Genomic DNA, 19,540 nt, shown 5'->3' with positions numbered 1-19,540 from the left:
ATCGACTACACCTTGCGTCGCTGGCCAGCCCTTGCGCGCTATGCCGAGGACGGCAGCTACCCGATCGACAACAATGCGATCGAGAATGCGATCCGACCCATCGCACTGGGCCGCAAGAACTGGCTGTTCGCCGGCTCCGAAACCGCAGGCAAACGCGCTGCGGCCATCATGAGCCTGCTGGCCACCGCAAAGGCCAACGGCCACGAGCCACTCGCCTGGCTCACCGACGTGCTCACGCGATTGCCTACGACCCTTGATCGCGACATCGACACTCTGCTGCCACATCGCTGGAAGCCTGCCGCGTAACCCGAGTCATGCCGGTGCGCAACGTGTCGGGAGCAGGCGCTTACGATCGATTGCGCATCCAATTGCATGCTTAGGTGAGAAGAGACTAAAGATTCCGGCGTGAAGGTGCGTCTTCATTCCAGATTCCAGAAGAGGCACTTTTTGGTAGAGTTCGCCAGCATCCTTTGGCAACCAAGTGCCGCACTCGTTTTTTCCAAGCATCTGGCGAGGGTGCGCGACCTGGCCGGCCTTGATGGCGGCAGGCATTGCAGAGCCGGCAAGCGGCCACGATGTTAGTTCCGCCCCTCCCACCCTTCTGGCGTTCCACGAGGTGCTCAGCCGTGCATTGGAATGTTCGGACCTGTCGGAGGCGAAGTCCGTGGCGCACGGCGAACGCATCAGGGTCGCTCAGCCACATCGGCTGAAGGCAATAATAGCACTGGCCATTTTGGAGATAAAAAGCACGCGTGCGTGCTGAGGCGAAACGATTGGGCACAAAGGGATCCAGGCTGCAAGAGAAGTCCCCTCACCTGCCGTATGGGGCATGGCGGAGGCACTCAACAGCTAGAGCCGATTGAGCCAAACATCGGCCGCGTTGTGCGTGCCGACGTGGCTTTATACCGCCGTCAAAACCCCGTAGCAAGATATCCGGATCGCGTATTGCAATGCCTACCAACGCTCTTTAGGCAACCGCTACCCTTCAGGGAGTCACCTACCACCACCCAGTACTCGAAATACGGCGCCCGGATGACTAGAAAGTTGGCAAGGAGAGGCCGGCATGCAGGAATGTGATCCTGGTCGTGCGCTCGCTGCCCAAGTTGCAACCGAGCTCGAAGTTGAATCTTAATCGAGCGTTGCCGGGTTGAGACGGCGACAGAAAATCGTTGGCTTCACCAGACTAGCGCTTCATCACAAAGCCGGAACACGCGAGTGAATGCCGTAGGATTCCGGCTATACCCAACGCAGGGGGCTCGATGCTACTCCAAGCCGTACACCACGCGTTTCATGGCACCCAGGGAAACGGACTCACCCGTACCCAGATCGCCAGTGCCGTCCTCATCATTGGCTCCGTCATCTTCGCCATCGCTCGCACTGAACCTACGGTCGAAACGGCCCTGGGCGGCTGGGCAGATCGAATCGACGTCATCATCGCGTGTGTCTTCTCGATGGAATACATCCTTCGCGTCTGGTGCGCTGGGGCAAATCCATCCTTTGAAGGTGTTCGCGGACGATTGCGCTACATGGCGACACCGATGGCCCTCGTGGACCTGCTGGCCATCCTTCCATTCCTGTTCGGCTGGGGAGGACAGAGTTTTCTCGTCCGAATCATCCGGCTGTTCCGAATCCTCGCACTCTCCCGGCTGCTTCGATATTCAGAAGCGATGCGCCTGGTGCTGGAGTCGATACTGAACCGACGCTACGAGCTTACGTTCGCGGTAGGCCTGGCGGGTGCGGTCATCATTCTCACTGCCGGTGCGCTCTATTCGGTCGAGGGGGATATCCAGCCTGAGTACTTCGGAAGCATTCCACGTGCGCTCTGGTGGTCCATCTGTACGCTCACCACCGTCGGATACGGCGATGCTGTGCCGGTCACGGCCCTTGGCAAGGTGCTCGCGGCGCTTACGGCCATCTCCGGCATCGGTCTGATTGCCATGCCAACCGGAATTCTCGCTGCGGCGTTCTCGGAAGCTTTCGCCAGGCGTAGGGAGAATCCGGGCGGCGCTAAAAAGAGCGATCAGCGCGAGGGTTGAACGCGGGCACAGAGGAGCCCTCCGCACTTCGGACAATTGCAAGGCCCCCTACTGCGCGGCGCCTCCCATGTTGCAAGGCAGATCACACACGCATAGTCGGCCATCGAAGCCACTGGCGCTGCGCCCGCCGTAGGAGTCGCGTGCCGCTGCACCGACAATTTCGTCGGAGCACTCTCGCGAGAAATCTGCAGTCGCTTCGACATTTTTGCTTTCGCTTCCGACTCTGCGCTCTGGTATCCCGGATGGAAGATCCATCGCTTGGCGCTCAAATCCTCGGTCAAGAAGTCCAGGAGGACCTCCCTATAGGACTTCCCCGAAAGGTGTCCATTAAAAAAAGCGCGCTCGATGCCGTGCAGCCGGACTTCAATCACGCCGCACCGCGAGTCCTTGGGATGATATAGGCTGTCTGGAACCCAACGCCCCGGATACGTAAAGTAGACAACAAAGCCGTACCCGGCAATGGCACCGAAAATGTCCACGATCGTCGAATCGAGACTCGTCTCAACCGTGACATCGGTCACCGCAACTCTTCGGCTCTCGGTAACAGTAAACCACTCTTCGATATCGTCGAATCCGTTAACGTCGGACCGGACGCAATCCCGATATGCGGGCAACAGCAGCTTCAAGCTGTCGCCTACCAATTGCTTTAGCATCGACCGAGCTGCGACGAATATCGAATAGTCGCATGGGCTTTGGGTGTCGTCGTAGGCCTTCCGAGCGGCGTGCGCGAAATGCGGCGCGCGGCGCGCACCCTTACGTGCCACGAGGCGCGTCTTACACGACGGACAAATACAGTGGCACGCAGACCCGCGCGCGACATCTGCGACATCGACCAGCCTTTGCCCATCGAGACTCCATCCAAATGGAATCAGCGTCAGTTCGATGGGAGCACCCTCCCCGCTTCGTCGAAGCCAAGTGATGACATCGGCGGCTTGCCCTCGATGGCGCGTGTACTCACGCGACGCAGCCAGCTCATTGCGTCATCGAGGTCGAGATTGAGGCTCGCATACGACTTCTGAAGCAGAGATCGGGGAAGCGCCCAATCCCATTTCTCGCGAAGGAGGTTCTTCGCATCCGCGAGTAGGGCCTCAACCGGCGGAACTTCGCTCCTCGCGAGATCGTTGATGCAGGCCCGGATCTCGTCCCAGCTCCGCTCCCCGCGTGAGACATCCACACCGAGTTGCCCCGCACTCGCATCCACTCCTCGCGAAACAAGCAGGCAGCCGATGGCTTCATTGGCCGAGTCGCCCAACCAGGTCACCAGCGTTCCGTCCTTTCCGCTCTCCAGGAGCCACTGCGTACCAAGGTCAAGCGTCCTGAAACATGCGCGGCCCTGGTCCACGAATCGCTGCGCTACTTCATCGAGGTAGGGCAACGCGGCCTCGGATGCGTAGATCTCGCGCATCCGCTGACGGACTTGCGGGTGAACCCGCCCCCCGGATCCACTGAAGAGCGGGGGTGCGCCGCCCTTAGCCGCGGAGACGTGGATGACCTTTTCGGCATCGTCGACGTCATCGACGAGCCATGTCCGCCCGGCAAAGACGATACGCTGCCCTGCCCTAAGCATCTGGCTGACTGGAAGCGTGCCGAGCAGTGAGCCTCCCGCCACGACCCGGAACTCATCGTCGGACGCGAAGGCGGCATAGAACGAGTAGTGATTGACGAACTGTTCGCCCTTGACACCGAGCAGGAGCAGACGAGACGTATCCATCATGATCAGATCTTCGGCATGGAGCTGCTGCAACAGCTCCAAAAACTCGGTCTTGGTCAGCCCTGAGAATGGTCCCGTCGCTCCGCACAGTAAGCCGTACGCCTTCGGAGCCGATAGGCCACCGTATTGCGCAATGGCAGAGAGCAGCTGTTGGACGAGCGTGGAGAGATGGGCGCCGTGGGCGACTGGCGGCTCGAACCAGCCTTCGAGCAGAAGCGAAATCGTCGCGGCCGTACGCACGGTGTCCAGGCGCAGTTGTGTCGCAAGCGTTGCGGTCTTGCTGAGTGCGTCTTCAATCACATAGCCGCGCAAGATTGCAGGCTCGCCGGGCCGTCGTCCGGAGCGTCCTAGCCGCTGCCGGAGACTGGCGACTGAGGGCGGTGGACCAATCTGCACGACACTCTTGACGGCACCGATGTCGATGCCGAGTTCCAACGTGTTCGTACATACCGCCGTTGCCGGGCGGCCCTTCTGCTTGAGGGCGGCTTCCGTATCAGTTCGAATCGCCGTGGAGAGGTTGCCATGATGAGGCCAGAACTCATTGGGCACCCGCTCGCCCTCACACAGCTGATTGAGATGGAGCGTATAGCGCTCCACTTCGCGCCGGCTGTTCGGAAACACGAGATTGTTCGAGCCTCTCAAGACGCGAAAGAGATGCTGGGCGATCGCGAGCGCGGCCATACCCTCCCCTTCTGTGTCCGCGGGTGACGTGCCGGGCTCCGGCTTCGCCTCCTCATAGCCTTTCACCTTGACCAGCAAGCGCGACTCACCCGAATCGGCGTCCACGATGGCGACCTCACCACCACTTCTCAGGAAGTCCGCCGCCAACTGCATGTCGCCCAAGGTCGCCGACAGTCCGATGCGGGGCACGGTGCGCTCGATGATCGTCTCAATGCGATGCAGCAGCGATTGCATCTGCTTCCCCCGCTCGCTCCCTATGAAGGCATGCAACTCGTCGATGACGAAGGTATCAAGCCGCTCGAAGATACGCGCGACGGACGTGCCCCGATTACATAACGTCGCCTCCAGGGACTCCGGCGTGATGAGCAAGACACCATTCGGGCTCGCCAAGAATCGTCGCTTCGCCGCCGCACTAATGTCGCCATGCCAGGGACAAACGGGAATATCTAACTCGACGCAGAGGCGGTCCAGCCGACCGAATTGATCGTTGATGAGGGCTTTGAGTGGACTGATGTAGACGATGAGGCCCAGGCGGTCACTCGACAGGAGGCGCGTCAGGGCCGGCAGAAACGCGGCCTCGGTTTTGCCTGATGCCGTCGCCGCCGCGATGACGATGTCACGGTGCCCTTCGAGCACCAACGGAATCGACTGAATCTGGACATCGCGCAGCGACTCCCACCGCTCGGACCACAGGAAACGCTGGATGCGCGGGTCGAGCTGATTGAAAGCGTCCGTCGCGCTCATCGCTGGTCAGAGCGTGAAAGAGGCGAGCTCGTCATCGGGGTCTTCCGGAGCATCGGCGTCCCCACCGGTGTCGCGCGCCACCTCGATCTGTCCCAGCTGCTGCTGCCAGTCGGTGCCAGGGTTCTGGTCGAGCACGGCGAGCAGGTTGATGAAGGACGTGATGGTCGTACGCGGGGTGCGGAAGAAATCATTGCCCAGTCGTTTTGAGCAGTGCTCCATAAAGCGCTCAATGGCGGCATCGGGCAGAAGGTAGGACTCGGGGTTACCGCCGGCATAGATATGGCGAATCTTGCCCAAAAGCACATAGAAATCCTCAGCCGTCAGGCTCGACAGCTGAACGACGGGACCGCTGAAATCGACCAAACCGTCCTTGGCGAACGTGTTCTGGCTGAGGCGCCCCTGAAGGGCCTCATAGCTGTAGACCCCCTTCTTGGTGTTGAACAGAAAGTCAGGCGTGCCGCCAAAGATGAAGCCGAGCCCGACTGCCGAGCCCTGCAGCGAGTCATTGAGCATGCGCAGAAGTTGCTCGTAGTTGGCGTTACGAGCCTGCGTGTTGGCCAGCTTGAACAGATTGACCATCTCATCCAGGCAGACCATCAGTCCCGAATACCCGGCCAACCGTACAAACCGGGCCAGCAATTTGAGCTGATCGAAGACGTCCGCATCATCCACAATCTCGCGGACGCCGAGCGCTGCACGCGCCTCGGTCTTTGTCGCAAACTCGCCACGCAGCCAACGTATCGAATTGGACTTGCGCTGCTCATCGCCCACTTCGGCCGCGCGACAGTACTTCGCGATCACATCGGCGAACACATAGCCATTGACGAGTTCGGTGAGCTGCTCCAGTCGCTCCCGGATCGCCTGCTCCGTCGATTGGCCCGAGGACTCGGAAACCGCTTTTGCCGAGACGATGAACTTCTCGACCACGCCTGGGAGCGCTCCACCGTCGGGTCGGGTCCGCGTTGCCATGCTGCGCATGAGCTCGGCATAGAGCGACCGCGCCTGTCCGCCACTGGCGTGTAGCCGACGGTCTGGGTTGAGATCCGCATTCACCACAACGAGCTTGCGCTCCATGGCAATGCTGCGAATCAGGTTCAGGAAGAAAGTCTTCCCTGCCCCGTACTCACCGATGACCATACGAAATGCCGAGCCACCGTCGGCGACACGGTCGATGTCGGAGACCAGGGTTTCCACTTCGCGGATTCGGCCGACCTGGATGAGGTGCTGGCCCGACCGAGGCACGACACCGGCACGTAAAGACTGAATGACCGCATCGCGGTCCTTTGGACGAATCTTGCTCATGCTTCCAGCGTCTCCTTGATGTTTAGGTTGACCTCCATCGGGTCCTCCCCTTCTATGAGTGCCTCATCGTGCGCGTCGAATGCCGCCTCGTTGACCACCTCCAGGGCGCCATCGAGCATCAGGTCCATGTCAGCCGCGGCATCCTCCAGTTCACTTCGGGTCCACTGCGGACGCGAGAGCAGCAAGCGGACGAACTCGCTATGCACACGATCCAGGCCCATGACCTCCTCGCCGGCCGCACCCTCTGGCGGGTCGTCCTCAACCTCCGGCCGAGGCACGGAGACAGGCTCTTCTTCGACGAAGATATTGGCGAGTAGAGCCGAGACCTTTTCGGTGTCGCGCTGAAGCGCCGCAATGCGTCCTGCATCGAGTCGCAGGCCTTCCCCAGGCGCGGAAGCCGGCGTCGAAGGACTCGTGCCTCCCGCATGGACGTCGGAGGACAGTCGTGTCGGATCGATGCCGAGTGCCTTGTAAACCTTCTCTAGGAAGGCGATTTCCTTGGGCTCTATCACCCCGTCTGCATGAACGAGCGCCACCATGAAATCGACCAGGGTTTCGCGCGCCTCCGTATCGAGTGGCTCCAGCTTCTTCTTGAGACTCGCTAGTGTGACGCGGGACGCAACGAGCCATTGAACGTGTGCCCGCAGGCGAGTCTGATGCGCCGGGGTCAGATGCGTCCAATGCTCAATCTCCTGCTCCAGGTGCGCAATTTCCTCGGCATCAAACTCGCCATCCGCTCGGGCTACGGCGGAGGCAAGCTGGAGGGTCAGCATGGCGACCTGATAGCCATCGTGAGAAACCGTGGAGCTCTCGCTTCCGTCGAACTTGAACAGGACCACTGCATCGCCTGGCTTGGGAGCCTTCGCACCTTCCAGGACGTTCGGCTCCATACCAATGCCGAACTCGCGCAGCGCCCGCGCCACACCGTTCGCGGTTTCCTTGCTCACCTTGCCGATGGCGTTGGGGTCAATCTGCCGCAGCGCATCATCAATACGCAGGGTCTGCATTCCCTCGCCAAGACTCTCGACCAGCCTCTCGATGCGCCTGCAAACACTCGTCGGCCACAGTGACGTCGGCAGGCACAGGAGACCCTCGATACCGTCTACGTTGGCGGCATCACGGCCAACCAGGCGGCTGTAGGCAGCAAGCGCCTCGCAAGAGGTATTGGCGATCTCCTGCAGCGCTTGGATGGGACCTTGGAGCACCGTGACATCTGGAATCCCGCCAAAGTCCTGAGTAAGGATGCCGAGATTGCGGAAGGCTGAAGAGGCCGGCCGATAGACGAGCTTGAGCTTCGTCCGATTCTTAGGCAAGACCATGCCGGCGCCATGCTGGCGACCATAGACCTGCATGAACAGGCGGTCGAAGACATCAGGGCAGCGAGTGGCGGGGGTGCGAAGCCGAACCACGGGACAAGCTCGCGCCCATCGCAGCGCCAGCTCTGCCGGAACCGGCACGCGATCTCGCGATGCCTGGCCGAGGGCCACGCGCAGGTGCAACGGCACCTCATAGGACCGCTCGAAGGTCGGTATCGGACCGTCGTACAGCCGGTCGGAGAGAGAGGAAAGCTCGACCCAGTCCAGGAGGCCTGTGGCATAGCTTCGAAAAGAACCGGACTTCTCGGCGTACAGTCCGAGCAAGCGCCTCAGCTCCGTCGCTATTGCCGGCAGGTCGGCCGAAATATCAATTCCCCGCGCACCATCGAACAGCACGCGGCGTTCGAGCCCGTAGAAGAACAGAAATACGAAGCCGATATCGCAGTCCGGTGCCTTGCGCCCCTGTATCAGCCACTTGAGGTAGGCGCAGCGCGCGTCAGCTGAAATCCGGGAGTAGCTCGGCCAGTAGTCCATCTGGCGCTGGGTGTAGTCACCGAACTTTGCGACATTCAGACGAATGTTGATGAGGCACGGATCCACACCGCCACTCGGGCTCTCCAGCTCATGCCCGATGTAGAACAGACCACCCGGAATGCCGAAATCGCGAAACTTGATGACCTGGGTCGGAACAATCCACCGCCCCGGAACGGCCTGGGCGGGCTTGGGCCGGGGAATCGCGCGCGATGGCACGGGAGTGGCTGGCCCGCCCCTGGAAGCAAGCCTGGCTTCGTAGAGATCATCCGAGGAAGCCGGAGCGGCAGGCCGCGACGGAAAGTCGGGCATCGGGACCGGCGGCGCAGGCTCAATATTCCACGGGGCGGCCGGGTCAGGCACCTGAGGGCTCAAATTCGCTTTGGTCCGCGCATCCTTGGCCCGCTGCGCGATCTCCTGAGCCCGAAGGCGTTGAGCCTGCGTAGGCTCCCGGATGGAACCCCCTGTGAGCTGAGCCAGAGTGAGCTCCGGCTTCTTCGGCGCGGAGCCTCGAAACAGGGGCGCCAGGAGGATGTAGAGCAACCACCCACCACCGAGCACCGCCACGACAATCCAGATCGGCCGTGGAACCATCGCCAACAGGATTATGAATCCGAGAATCAGGGCGCCTTGAACGCCCGCCTCTGACTTTCGCCGCGCCATCCAAGGCCTCTCACTGAATACCCCCGCGTAGCATCCTACGTTTCTTCTGGTTTTGCACGCGGGGATAATCCCGGCAAGTACCCGAACTCGACAAACCTCCGATCCTCCTGACCGCCGCCACAAAAGACTCGGTCGGATGGAACAATCGCCATTGAAGCTCGGTAGAGAAACATGCTTTCGGACCCCCAGACCGAATCACGTCAGCTATTTTCCGTACTTGAATGGAACGCCAACAAACAAACCGGCGATAAACTTGTCAGTGGTTGTCCATGCAAATCGAACGCCACCGTTGAATACTTTGTCGCCATCCCTGAAGAGGAAGATCGGAAGTTCTGCGCTCCACTTGCCATTCTTGACGTCTCGTTGGATTCTCACGCCAACTGCGGCGTGCTCGAATGAGCGCCGACCTTCAACCCCAACCAGATAGCGCTTCTCGCCTTTTGGAGGCGCAAGGGACCCTGATACGCACTCCGTTACGACATCAAGATCTCGAATCAGACATGCCGTCTCGGAAGGTGCAGGCTTGAAGGTGTGTTGAAGCGCAACATCTGCCCCAATGTACCAATTCGTACCTAACGTTCCGAGTCGTCCGCCGATACTCCAGGGCACCCTGCTCGTTTGCTTCTTAGAAAGATCATCGTCGGCATAGTAAGAAAAATCGTCACGTCCAATCTTGATTTGGTAGCCCCTCGATACTATCCGCCCCTTAGACATCCATCGATCACGGATTTCGGAGTTTCCAGCCTTTTGCGCAGCCTCTATGACATCGTCGCTACTGCAATCATCGCCGTCGTTGCTCACGGAGATTCCAAGCGCCGCGCAATCTTTGACCAACTCTCGGCCACTATTTGCATTATCGGGCGTGGTCACCTTCAGTCGATCGAAATTGAACGACACCTCAAAGCCGTTAGCCAAGCCATCGAGCGTTGCAAGATTTGCCCCACTTGAACTCTTCTTGTCTATCGGAGCGGACGCCACGAAACTCCTTACCGTAAAGTTGCGGGCCACCGGATCAGACTTCGAGAAATCGCGCCTTAATGACGCTCTGGTTGAGTCAGTTGTCGCCGTCAACTGAAATTCTGACTGCGCACCGCCGCCGGCACCTTCTGGCGTTCCGACGCTAGATTCATCGACCGAGTCCCTCAATTTGGCGACGTATAAATCACCTGCGGTTGCTGCCTTCTTTGGCGAATCCTCTGAGAACGGAGTGGTTGCGTTCTCGTGCGCGTCAGTGCTCATAGTCGTCTGCACCGTCGCATCGCGCGCCGTACCAGATGCTCCCGCCCTCACCTCTTCAAGGATCTGCTTCCTCATTGCGTCAATCATCGACTGAACCTGCTGAGCGGACACACATGTATCTGTGTCGGCTTGCGCCAGCGAGGCCGGAGAATTAACACAAAAAAAGATGATCAGGAAACCCGCGAAGACTGATTCTATGCGATTCATGCTTTGAACGTCTTTACTAGGGCGTAAAAGGACTTACCGTCTTTAATCTTCGGCTCCTTGATCGCCACTACAACCTTTCCATCTGGCTTCTTCACTTCACATGCCAAGAATCCGCCTGGCGAACCGTATAACTCCCAGTAGATGAAATAGTCACCAGGCTCAACACTAACTGAACCTTTGTTGTTGATCATCTCTACAGGAATATCTTCCGAATCCTGCTTAGCAGCCCATATCCAGATAAAATAGGCCATCAGCTTGCTAGGCTTTGCAGAAATTGACAGTATGATTTTCATTGCTTCCTCCGACCTGAGCTCGCAACCTGGACCGACTTTCCTTTACGCTGCGCATGCAATGTGACCACATGAACTTTCCCCAAGAAATTCGAGACTGGGGTCATTCCTGTTTCCAGCGCTATCTACGCTGGCTTCGAACCTAAGGCGCTCAGAAATCGACCGCCTTCAGCTACACGAATGTCAGCTCAACGAAGTTCCTACCCACTTCGAAGTTGGCGATATCCTCAGCCTCCGCCGTCTCGTCTGACTGAACGACGTGCGCTGCCTTCGCCTTTAGCGCATCGACCAACACGTCAAGCGGCATTCTGTTCCACCGCTTTTTCTCGGCCATCTTCTTGTCTACCGGGATCAGCGCCACTTCGAGCGCCTTCATCATGTCTAGTCCTTTTTCTCTGAGCGTGGCGTTGTGAGAACCGTGGTGACCCACCTTGTAGACGCGCGTTGATTCGAGCAAATCCGGACCTGTGCGGGGCTGTCCATCGACCGACCAGGACAATTCTTGCCATGACAGCCAATTGCCGACTTGTGCGTCCGCAGCAAACAGCAGCACGTCGCCTCCGGGAAGTTCGAAGGCGAGCACCAAGCTCGTGTTGTTAGTCGCGCTATCAAGCTGCAACGCGAGTGCCGAGGTGTCGTCGAGCCACGCACCGTCGATCGAGCGTGAGTGATTCAGCCACTCCGTGCCGAAGTAGTTGGTCTGAAAAAAGGGCGTTGCCTTGGCGACGACTGTAGGCAGCACATACTTCGCGTCGAACGGCGGTCGAAGATCACCCTCCTCAGACGAACCGAACTCGTCCAACCGCAAGTCGAGCTGATCGACCCCATACGTCTCCGGCTCACGACGAGAGGGAGCATACTTCTTGAGAAACTTCGGGTCTGTAGGGGGACCTAGCACATACGTCCGCACGCCCGTACCGGGCAGAAGCTGCGGTGAATCCGTCGGTCTGCAGTAGCGCGGAGGTTTAGCGGCAAGTGTTCGAACCGCCTCCAGCGCATCCCTTGTCGTGCCCCGGATTCCGAAAAAGCTGAGCACACCATCCGTCAGTCCAGCATCTGCGTCACGCCCGGCGGCACGAAGCTTTAGCGCCTGATTTCGCAACATCGCAAGCGCGCGCGAGCGCTGCTTTTGCAGTGCCTTCGCCTCAGGAGCGTCGGGATCTTCTGTCCAGCCAAGCCACACGGCACCGACTTCCAGATTTTTGAAGTCGTCGGCCGCCTGCAAGAATCCGGAAAGGTGATCCCAATGCTCATGCGTCCCGACTACAAGGTCTACCTTGCCCTTGGTGACTGCAATCACGTCCCGCACAACCTCCTTCATTAGTGCGTCAGCGCCAGGCGTCCCCAAGATGACACCGCAATCGATCAGAACCGTGTAGGGTCGGTCGTCCGTTTCTCGGGGGAATCTCAACAAGAAGCAATCTCCCAGTCCATGCGTGTACATTCGGATGAACGCTCGCGCGGCCCTCTTCACGCGGCGCCGACCCGTGGACTTGGTACGTGCCTTCTTACCTGACGCCTTCTTGACGGCGGATGACTTGGCAGTGCGTGGGCCTACGCGTGATGTCGTCTTTCTTGTTGACGTCTTGCCACGCACGCCGGTCGAGCGGACACGCGGAGTCTTAGCAGCAACCTTGGCCATGAGTAGTCTCCCTAACGGCGATGCAACAAGGCGAACGGTTCACGCGTCGAGTAGTCGATGTCGCCATAGGGACTCAGCACCGCCTCGTCTTGACTACTCGCTCGGAATGCCAGCTGCTGACGCACTCGCTCCTCGTTGGCGACACGCTTGCGCACCAGGTAGCGAATCTCTCGCTGACCTAGATCGACAATGAGCGTACATCCGCCGCGGTAGCGAGCCGCGCTATCGTCGTCAGGCCGCCAGGTTTGGGTTATCTCGACGATGAGGTCATCCCTACGCTGACCATCCGGACCGATCCGGTGAGCGGGACGTACGGAGTGAACTTCGATCTTCCGAAGCATCCCAGCCCGACCATCGATTGTCTTTGGAACTGGCTTATCGATACGTTGGAGGCCCAGCATCTGGATCTCATCATCGCTGACGACGGTGGTATCCATCAGGCCACGCCAGACCAACGCTGCGTTGTGCTTCGAGTCTGCAAATGCCTGCGCCCTATCGGCCTTGAGATCCCAACTGAGCCTCAACCCGTCGAAGAGCCGACCGAGATTTGCGACTTGTATGGGCGGTGGCTCCCAGGCCACGCTATCAACCGAAAGCGCGCGCACGCCGCGCGGATAGATGCCGAGACTGGCGAAGGCCGATATGAACGCCACTCGATAGGTGCGTTTGTCGTCGGGCACTAGATCGCGGTCGGCCGTAATCAGCGCTCGCAGATAGTCGCCAAAGGTGATGTCCGTGGGCGGACAGTAGTCGAGTGCTCGAATCGCGATGGTCAGAACCTGCTGAGCGACTTTTGACGCCTCGCCTGCAAGGCGTTTCACAAGTACCACAGGCAATCGACCCGTCGGCAGAACTTCGGTGCCCGCAGTCGCGAGCTGAATCAGCTCGCGTGTACGAATTTCGTATATCTGAACGAAGGCCTCGAAGAAGGCCGCAACTAGGAGCGCCCCGCGCAGATGAGGATCATCTGTGGGCGCTGAGGGGTAGGCCCGAACACGCGAATCAGCCTTGCGCTCGCTTCTAGTACGAATGGCGCTTCGCAGGGCGCCGTAGTGTCCGGATGATTCGCCAAACTGTCTAGCCAGGTCGGACAATAGACTCGACTGGCGCAGGTCTCCTCGGATTTCTGACAAACTCGATTCGAGCGCTTCGGGAATCGCGAAATGTTGGAACAGCGCGACGATGTCGGCGAACGCTTCGTGGAACGCCAAGACATCAGGGTTCGTTGGCTCTCGGAAGCGCCGATGCAGCCCGTCCAGAAGCGCGTGGGAGGTCTCATGAGCAATAATGTCGTGCGAGAGACATGTGAAAACCAAGGTGCCCGGTGCCACCTTCGGAGCACTGATTAATGATGCTTGGAAGTAGCCGAAGAGGATCGCCTTTCGCTCCGGGCTGTAGTAGGCATTTCGCTCGCGGATGGCATGGGGATAGAGGCGAAGTCGTCGCACGAAGCCATCTTCGTACTTCGCCTTTTCACTCTCCTGATGAGGAGCCCACAATGCAACGCGACCCAGCGCCTTTTCGAACGCTTCGATGGTTCGCATGGAGACGGCATAGACCATTTGCTGGTGAAACTGGGGGTTCGCAGTGGAGGGTGAGATTCCGTTTCGCGCGAGGATGTGCGGGTGATTGAGGTCCACCGGCGTATAGAACGCCTCGCTCGACGGATCAGCGTCGATGACTTCAACGTATTCGCCGATGGGACCGGCTGCCAGATCCGCTTCCCAACGCACATCGACCTGCGCCTCGTTGATGTCCAGTGTTGACACCGATTGCTCCAACATCGGGTCAAACGCATACACGCGAAGTTGGCGGCACGTCGGCGTGGGGAGACCCGGTGATCTCGCGTGGGCGAGTTGAGCCGCGAAAACGACCGAACTCGTCGGAATCCGGGGTGGCGCACTCGGCTCGCCTTGCCGAAGAATCCGACGCAACGTAGGTGAGCAGCGAGGATGTGTGGCGAGCTTCTGCGCTACCTCCTGCACGACCGCCGCACTCGGAGTGTCCGTATCTAACAGCTCATCCATGCCTTCGATGGAGGCTGCGAGTTGCAGGGCCTCCAGTTCGAGCATTTCTTGCGCATTGTTGCTGGGGGCCAGCCCCATACCGGTGATAAGCCGCAAGAACGCGAATCGAGCGGAATCGGGCTTCTCCGCCACCAGTTTGCCTGCATCAACAGGGGCCTGTTTCATCAACTCGACCGCTCTGAGCGTTCCCCGACCAAGATGATCGGCGTCACGCGGGTTCGCCGAGTCAAATAGCGCCCGTCGTACAGCCTCTACCCTCATCCAGGGCTTAGGATACGTCGCCAGTGCGTCCCGGTTCTTTTGAATCCAGTGGGCTGCTGCACCCGCCACCTGGGGTGTCGCGGATGACGTGCCGGCGCCACTGAGTCGCGCCTTCGACGGGCAGCCGAAGCGCGCCCAAGGAACGTTAGGCGTGTAGGCGGCGAGCGCTGTCGTCATCTTGCGCTTTGGGCCGTAGTTGCCGGCCATGCGCCCGAAACCCAAATCCGCGTAAGGCGCTTGATCGGCCATGACACCGCAAGCGGCGACCACCCGACGAAACCGGGCTGGAAAAACAACGAATCGAGTTGGGATGTTCGCGAAATTGTTCCCGGAGGCCGTAACAACGAACACACCGAGGTCATACAGGGCGTTGATCGCATCGGCCCAAGCCCTTGAGGCGAGTCCCCCCATGCTCATCGTCACGACGTCTACGAAGGTCTCCTTCTTCTGGCAGAGCTCATGCACATAGTTAAGGGCGCGGGCAATGCTGCTGTTCTTGAACAGGACGACCCGATTGGCGACCCGAATAGGTATGACCTCAGCGAGTGGCGCCGCGCTCCAGTCCAGTGTGCCGAGTGGCTGACCAGCGAGGATACTCAATGTACCCGTGCCATGACCCAGGTTGTTGAAGAACCCACTAGATTGATCGGAGGCGTCGTTGGGCTTGTCGTCTTCGACGAAATTTCTCGCGAGATCCAGACGTAGGTTCTTGGGAAGGGTTTGGTGACCCGGAAAAAAGCCGGTATCGAGGTGTGCGATTCGGGTTCGATGTCCGTTCGACCACTTGCCTGAAAGAGATCGAGCAGCGCGAAGCTGCGAATGGTCATCATCGACATGCCAAAGCGGATTGCCATTCGTCGGATAGGACTTGTCTTGGCCGATGTCTTCCTCGCATGCTCCGTTCTCGGGCAACTGCCCAAGCGCCTCATTGTCCAACCATTGTTGCTCAAGGTCAGGCTCGGCAAATTCTGGAGTCGGGAGCCCATCAACTCCGAATCCGCCGCTCAGCATTCGGTGACAAACCTCCCACGGGTTGGACTCGATGTCGCTTTCAGCGCTTAGCAAATGCCAACGGCTCTGCGCTGCAACTCCCTTCTTCGTACCTCCCTCTGCATCGACGCTCGGCATTAGAGGTACGACCTTGAAGCGGGCGCCTCCCAAGGCGAGGGATCGATTGGCAGCGATCGGCGCTGATTTGATCAAGAGTCTCATCCCTAGCTCCTACCCATTCGGACACGATTGAAAGTGAGTTCAATCCGCGGACATGTGGACGCGTCGACTGGAATGTCCAGGCACGCGCCATCGCCGCTCAAAATTAGCGCTCGGTGCTGTTTGCGTTGACGGACCGAAAGCTCGCGCCACGGGGTAGAACTGTCAATGACTCGGTGCGCCATATGGAAGCAACTCCCCTGCTTCTGACGTGAGCGGTAGGCAGCCTGTGCGGCAGCAGAGGCGCCTGCGTTCGGCCCCAACGCCTTGTCCGAACGTAACCCTGAATCCGCTTTTGTGATAGCTGTCACTTTTTACAGCTAGTATTCGGATACGAATCGTGATAGCGCCAATCTCGGTCGATTGCGACGGCTGGCACGTTTCACCGTAACGCCCTCAGTCATGTCTAGCTAGAACACGGCGTCCGCTTAGCGACTCTGAAGTGCGCACGAGCGCAGCCAGCGCTTTCAACCCCGCACGGTGATTCAGATTTCGCCAGGAGGGGTTGACAAAGAACATCTAGTGTGTTGACTCGGGAAAGACCACTGGATATAGTGTTAGCACTCTCAGTGGCAGAGTGCTAATCTCGCGCGAACTGCCATGCAATCCCTCGAAAACAGGGAGAACGCTGTGGCAAACATGCACCAGGTCATCTTCTACCCGGTCGGAAACGGCGATACGACCCAAATCGTTCTGTCGAAGGGCCGCCGCGTCCTCCTCGACTTCTGCCATCGAGGCAAGTCCGAAGACGACGATACACCGGAAATCGACCTCAAGAAGCGCCTCAGAGAGGATCTCGATGCCGCCGACCGCGACTACTTCGACGTCGTCGCGTTCACTCACGCGGATCTGGATCACATCCAGGGCAGCACTGAGTTCTTCGAACTGCAACACGCGAAGAAGTATCAAGGCGACGGGCGCATAAAGATCCGGGAGCTATGGGTGCCAGCAGCGATGCTTCTGGAAGATGTGGACAGGGACAGTCAAACGGAGGAGTTCGCGCTACTCCGCAGAGAAGCGCGCCATCGGTTACTGGAAGGGAAGGACATCCTCGTATTCTCGAAACCGAAGGCACTAGCCGACTGGCTCGAACCATTGCTAGTCGCGCGCGGTGAAGCGAAGTCGGCGCGCGATCACCTATTCATCGACGCCGGCACGATCGTACCCGGTTTCAGCTTGCTGGCTGACGGCGTGGAGTTCTTCTGTCACTCCCCTTTCATCAAGCACTGCGATGAGGGCGACATAATCCGAAATTCCGCCGCCCTCGTCTTCAATGTTCGCTTGGATGCTGATGGTGAGCTTTACGACTATCTGGAAGTCGGTGATGCCGAGTATTGCGATCTGGAAGAGATCGTCAGCATCACGAAATTCCACAAGAACGACGACCGCCTGGCCTGGGATCTGTTCAACATTCCGCATCACTGCAGCTATCGAGCGTTGAACGATGAAAAGGGTGAGCGCGAAACAACTCCGACGCCTTTGGTCAAAGAACTGCTTCTACTGGGTAAAGCCGATGCCTACATCGTCAGCTGTAGCAAGCCGGTGCCGGACAACAAGGCGGCATACGAGGAAGTGCAGCCGCCCCACATCCAAGCCCGCAAGGCGTATGAGCGCTACCTGAAGGAGGTCGGCGGCCGCAAGTTCCTGGTCACGATGGAAGAGCCCAACGCAACCAAGCCTGAGCCCATCGTCTTTGAAGTCGGTAAGGCAGGCGTGACTTGGACACGCTCAGCATCAATCGGGGCTCCTGGCATTCTCGTATCCAGACCCCCACGGGCCGGCCATGGCCGATACGTTCTATGAACTGTGCAACGTCACAGAGATAGCCAGTGCCGAGGCATTGACGATTCCGCGTGCGCGGGCCCTGTTCAATGCGATCGAACGCCATCGAGACTATTCGATAGTCCAGCTTCTTCAGCAAACCAAAGACGGCGCGCCGACGATCGAGTGTCTCATCGTAGACGTGGAGTGCGACGGCGTACCATCAAAAAATCAGTTCGGCATCGCCTACAGGGAGCGACTGGCGCTTTGTGTACCCAGCGACCCAAAGAGACTGATCGACGTTTTGGCTTTGCGTCGAGATTTTCCAGAGTTGATGCACTTGAACCAGGGCCTGCCCGGCGCGCCCGCGAGCTTGTGCCTGTACTTTGAGTCCCCTGCGGCAGTCCTGCGCACGTGGACGCCCCCCGCTTTTCTTCGTCGTATCCAGTGGTGGCTAGAACGTAGTGCCCGAGGTGAGCTGCATCCTGCTGACCAGCCGGTCGAGCAGATGTTCTTTGCGAGCCAGTATGAGCTCATTTTGCCGTGGAACTATGCCAAGTTGCGTGAGGATCTTTCCGCCCGATTCGTAGTATTCAAAGGGCCTGAGCGGCCGAACGGTGGATTCACGTGCTATATGGAGGCTGTATCGGGCGCCGTAGCAGATGCGAAGACTGCCGCGCACATCGACCTCCTACTCCCTCCGGTCACCCATGGATTCATCGAGCACAACCCAGGCACGCTAGGAGAGTTGTCGGACATCTTGGGAAAACGGAGTGTTGACCTCATCGGCCTATTGCGCGACATGATACAGACCAAGGTTGACGAGAAGGGCGCCATAGAGTCGCCGGACGACAAAGCTACTGTCATCGTGGTCCTTATTCCCATTCGCCGAAGCGCCGAAGCGGACCCAGACGGCATTATGCGTCGAGCCTTCTTTGTGCCAAGTGGCATAGTTGAAGTCGGGATAGCGACCGGTGCCCTGTTCAAGTACGACGGTCGATATTTTCGCGACAGTACGAACTCGGAACCGACTACCGCATGGCGGGATCTGCCCGTCTTGCTAATGGATGTGTTGACGAAGAATGACGGCGCGTCCGCAAGACGCCAATCGGCTGTCCTCGAAGAGGGGCCGACGGGAGTCCTCGTCGGCGCCGGTTCACTCGGTAGCGCACTGCTCAATCTGTGGGGACGAAGCGGCTTCGGTCGCTGGTCAGTCATCGACGACGATCACATCAAGCCACACAATCTATCGAGACACGTGGCGTTCGCTCAACACATTGGCCAGGCGAAGGCGACTGTTGTTGCCGAGTTACATGATGCGACAATGGAAGGTGCAACGAGAATCGCTCCCATCACTGCGGATGCATCTGACTTTTCCCAGCAACCGGTCGCGCAAGTACTCAATGTGGCGTCACTCGTGGTCGATGCCTCCACGACACTCGAATATCCGCGAGCAGCGAGCGCAAATGACGCCCTACCCCGTCACTGCTCCACCTTCGTCACGCCCGATGGCAACGGCGCAGTGCTCCTGATGGAGGACGTAAAGCGTTCGCAGCGCCTGCGCACCCTCGAAGCACAGTACTACCGCGAGATCATCCAGTGTAAGCGCCTGCCTACGACACCTGTAAGTCATCGCTCCGATTTGCTTCGATGCGCGCCCGTATTCAATGGAGCGCAGCGATGGTCAGCAATTCGGAGTTTTGGTCGAGCCACATGGCGGCATGGAAGAGCGGTGGCCTGACTCAGGCGGCGTATTGCCGTCGGCACGCCTTGAGTTTGCCAAGTTTTGGCTATTGGCGGCGCATCCTGAGGAGGCAGCCAATGATGCCGTCGTCGCCCGCGGTCGTGCCCATCCTGGTTGGCGAACCGGAGTCGGTCATTGAGGCAATCGAGGTGCACTTGCCCAATGGCTTGCAGGTA

13 protein-coding genes and 1 pseudogene are annotated in these 19,540 nt (G+C 59.0%); 5 read left to right on the top strand and 9 right to left on the bottom strand.

The window, feature by feature from the left end:
- Both BM125_RS18820 and BM125_RS18810 read left to right on the top strand, forming a co-directional pair.
- Positions 1-306, top strand: a 306-nt coding sequence (locus BM125_RS18820) for an IS66 family transposase (protein ID WP_139224958.1), incomplete at its 5' end; no start/stop codon positions are given.
- 953 nt (positions 307-1,259) lie between these two features.
- A complete protein-coding gene (locus BM125_RS18810; protein WP_092407789.1) occupies positions 1,260-2,036 on the top strand; it encodes an ion transporter in 777 nt (258 codons plus the stop codon).
- Here the strand turns inward: BM125_RS18810 and BM125_RS18805 are convergent.
- From BM125_RS18805 to BM125_RS18770, 9 genes and pseudogenes are all read right to left on the bottom strand, one after another.
- Positions 2,021-2,662, bottom strand: a complete 642-nt coding sequence (locus BM125_RS18805) for a hypothetical protein (protein ID WP_175498020.1) — start codon at positions 2,660-2,662, stop codon at positions 2,021-2,023. The two genes, BM125_RS18810 and BM125_RS18805, sit on opposite strands and share 16 nt — an antisense overlap.
- 99 nt (positions 2,663-2,761) lie before the next feature.
- Positions 2,762-2,827 (bottom strand): annotated as a pseudogene (locus tag BM125_RS21085) (competence protein CoiA family protein); the annotation flags it as partial.
- 83 nt (positions 2,828-2,910) lie between these two features.
- Positions 2,911-5,172, bottom strand: a complete 2,262-nt coding sequence (locus BM125_RS18800) for a DEAD/DEAH box helicase (protein ID WP_092410874.1) — start codon at positions 5,170-5,172, stop codon at positions 2,911-2,913.
- Positions 5,173-5,178: 6 nt separating this feature from the next.
- The gene (locus BM125_RS18795) at positions 5,179-6,474 is read right to left on the bottom strand and encodes an ATP-binding protein (RefSeq protein ID WP_092410872.1); all 1,296 of its coding nucleotides are present in this window, start codon (positions 6,472-6,474) and stop codon (positions 5,179-5,181) included.
- A complete protein-coding gene (locus BM125_RS18790) occupies positions 6,471-8,915 on the bottom strand; it encodes a tellurite resistance TerB family protein (protein ID WP_245778996.1) in 2,445 nt (814 codons plus the stop codon). The genes BM125_RS18795 and BM125_RS18790 overlap by 4 nt, the downstream gene beginning before the upstream one ends.
- A gap of 273 nt (positions 8,916-9,188) precedes the next feature.
- The gene (locus BM125_RS18785; RefSeq protein ID WP_092410870.1) at positions 9,189-10,430 is read right to left on the bottom strand and encodes a hypothetical protein; all 1,242 of its coding nucleotides are present in this window, start codon (positions 10,428-10,430) and stop codon (positions 9,189-9,191) included.
- Positions 10,427-10,723 carry a hypothetical protein gene (locus BM125_RS18780; protein ID WP_092410868.1) on the bottom strand — a complete coding sequence of 99 codons (297 nt, stop codon included), beginning with the start codon at positions 10,721-10,723 and terminating at the stop codon, positions 10,427-10,429. The genes BM125_RS18785 and BM125_RS18780 overlap by 4 nt, the downstream gene beginning before the upstream one ends.
- A 169-nt stretch (positions 10,724-10,892) precedes the next feature.
- Positions 10,893-12,020, bottom strand: coding sequence for a ComEC/Rec2 family competence protein (locus BM125_RS18775; protein ID WP_139225114.1), 1,128 nt, complete (start codon positions 12,018-12,020; stop codon positions 10,893-10,895).
- Positions 12,021-12,373: 353 nt separating this feature from the next.
- Entirely contained in the window at positions 12,374-15,862 is a 3,489-nt protein-coding gene (locus BM125_RS18770) for a S8 family serine peptidase (RefSeq protein WP_092410864.1), read from the bottom strand.
- 597 nt (positions 15,863-16,459) lie between these two features.
- Between BM125_RS18770 and BM125_RS18765 the strand changes: the two genes are divergently transcribed.
- The 3 genes from BM125_RS18765 to tnpA form a co-directional block, all read left to right on the top strand.
- Positions 16,460-17,662, top strand: coding sequence for an anti-phage 6A-MBL system MBL-fold protein (locus BM125_RS18765; RefSeq protein ID WP_217647927.1), 1,203 nt, complete (start codon positions 16,460-16,462; stop codon positions 17,660-17,662).
- The gene (locus BM125_RS18760) at positions 17,643-19,361 is read left to right on the top strand and encodes an anti-phage 6A-MBL system cap2_3 protein (RefSeq protein ID WP_092410862.1); all 1,719 of its coding nucleotides are present in this window, start codon (positions 17,643-17,645) and stop codon (positions 19,359-19,361) included. Before BM125_RS18765 ends, BM125_RS18760 begins: the two co-directional genes overlap by 20 nt.
- Positions 19,271-19,540, top strand: a 270-nt coding sequence (tnpA, locus tag BM125_RS21035) for an IS66 family insertion sequence element accessory protein TnpA (protein WP_425429645.1), incomplete at its 3' end; no start/stop codon positions are given. The genes BM125_RS18760 and tnpA, both read left to right, overlap by 91 nt.

Origin of the sequence: Dokdonella immobilis, assembly GCF_900115085.1 — a bacterium.
Lineage (GTDB): Bacteria > Pseudomonadota > Gammaproteobacteria > Xanthomonadales > Rhodanobacteraceae > Dokdonella > Dokdonella immobilis.
This window is presented reverse-complemented; position numbering and strand designations above follow the sequence as displayed.